The sequence below is a fragment of the Ideonella sp. genome (assembly GCF_036277275.1).
GTDB lineage: Bacteria > Pseudomonadota > Gammaproteobacteria > Burkholderiales > Burkholderiaceae_C > Ideonella.
On sequence record NZ_DASUNH010000138.1, the window covers coordinates 1 to 2,003 of the forward strand.

Annotated in this window: 2 protein-coding genes; both read left to right on the forward strand. The window is 67.8% G+C overall.

The annotated features are described in order from the left end of the window. A partial coding sequence (locus VFY73_RS24200; RefSeq protein ID WP_329723662.1) for a sensor histidine kinase occupies positions 1–1,084 on the forward strand: 1,084 nt, incomplete at its 5' end. A gap of 58 nt (positions 1,085–1,142) precedes the next feature. Then, positions 1,143–1,778 (forward strand): response regulator transcription factor, encoded by a 636-nt coding sequence (locus tag VFY73_RS24205; protein WP_329723664.1) that lies wholly within the window; start codon positions 1,143–1,145, stop codon positions 1,776–1,778. The last annotated feature ends 225 nt before the right edge of the window (positions 1,779–2,003 follow it).

Below are 2,003 nucleotides of genomic sequence, written 5' to 3' on the forward strand. Positions count from 1 at the left end.
TCACGAGTTGGCGATGGCGCACCTGCGGCGCGGCGGGGCCCAGGTCGAGGCCGTGCGCGTCGACAGCGAGCTGGGGTTCCGGGCGGCGCTGCGCGAACGCTGGGACGTGATCCTGTCGGACTTCAACATCCCCGGCTTTTCGGGCCTGCACGCGCTGGAAATACTGCGTGACAGCGGCATTCAGGTGCCGTTCATCCTGGTATCGGGCGAAATCGGCGAAGACGTGGCGGTGTCAGCCATGCGCAACGGCGCCACCGACTATTTATTGAAGGCGAACCTGGCCCGGCTGGCGCCGGCGACCGAACACGCGATCGACGCCTTCGAGACGCTTCGTGCCCGCCAGCGGGCCGACCGGGAGCTGGCCGCCTCGCGCCAACGGCTGTCCGAACTGGCCCAGCACTTGCAGACCAGCGTCGAGATGGAGCGGGCGGCGATTGCCCGCGAGATCCACGACGACGTCGGCGGCTCGCTGTCGGCGCTGAAATTCGACCTGGCCTGGATGGCCCGCCACGCCACCACACCCGAGCTGAAGACCCGGCTCGACAGCGCGATGGAAACGGTGACCCACGCGCTGGAAGCCAGCCAGCGCATCATGCACAACCTGCGCCCGGCGATCCTGGAGCAGGGCCTGGTCGCGGCGCTGCAGTGGATGGCCAACCGCTTCGAGCGCCGCACCGGCGTCGTCTGCAGCTTCCGGACCAGCCACGACAACCCCCAACTGCCGCCCGGCGTGCCGCTGGTGGCTTACCGCACGGCGCAGGAAGCGCTCACTAACGTCAGCAAGCACGCACAGGCCACCCGCGTCAGCATCGACCTGTCGCTTGCCCAGGGGATTTTGTCGCTGGAGGTCAGCGACAACGGTCGCGGGCTGTCCGAGGCCGATCTGGCCAAGGCGCGCAGCTTCGGCATCCGGGGGTTGCATGAGCGGGCGACCACCGTCGGCGGCTGGGTCGACCTTTCCAGCAGTGCGGCCGGCACGACGCTGATACTCTCGATCCCGCTGGGGCATTACACGACCGGCCCTGCCGAGGGCCCGCACCCCAGCGAATCCGAACACGATCCGTCTGCTTGGGGAGAGCTATGAGCAAGACGAACAGCGCACCTGCCTGCTGCGCGGTGGTGCCGAATGCCAAGGGGGCTGCATGACCAGAGTGATCGTCTGCGACGACCATGCGCTGATCCGCCGTGGCATCCGCGACACCTTGTCCGACGCGCCGGACATCGAGGTCGTCGGCGAGGCCGGCGACTACGGCGAATTGCGCACGCTGATGCGCAAGGGGGGCTGCGACGTGCTGGTGCTGGACATCAACATGCCCGGCCGCAGCGGGCTGGACGTGCTGCACGTGCTGAAAGATGAGGGCTCGACGGTCAAGGTGCTGGTGGTCAGCATGTACCCGGAAGACCAGTACGCGATCCGCGCGCTGCGCGCCGGCGCCTTTGGCTATGTCAACAAGGGCGGCGATCCCCACTTGTTGGTCCAGGCGGTGCGCACGGTGGCGCAGGGGCGCAAATATGTGACGCCCGAGATCGCCCAGATGCTGGTCGAGAGCCTGACGACACCCGAAGTGGCCAATGCGCACGAAAAGTTGTCCGACCGCGAACTGCAGACGCTGGTGATGATTGCCTCGGGCAAACGCCTGGCCGACATCGCCAACGAGCTGACGCTGTCGCCCAAGACGGTCAGCGTCTACCGTGCCCGGGTGCTGGAAAAGCTGGGCCTGGCCAACAACTCGGAACTGACCGTCTACGCGATCCGCAACGGGCTGGTCGGCGAGTGACGCGAGGGGCGTGATCCTGCAAGGCCGACCACCCCGGCGGGCCGACTAGGGCCTGTTAACGCTACGGAGCCCCGTGCGAACGGACCTTCCAGGGATGCAGGGCAAGGCGCCCGCCGCCGCCCAGGCTGGTGCCTGGGCAAGGTGGGCAACGCCGCCATGCGCCCTGGAAGACCCGTTCCCGAAGGGTTGCCGCCAGAACAGCCGACCGCGGCGTTGCAAAGCCTC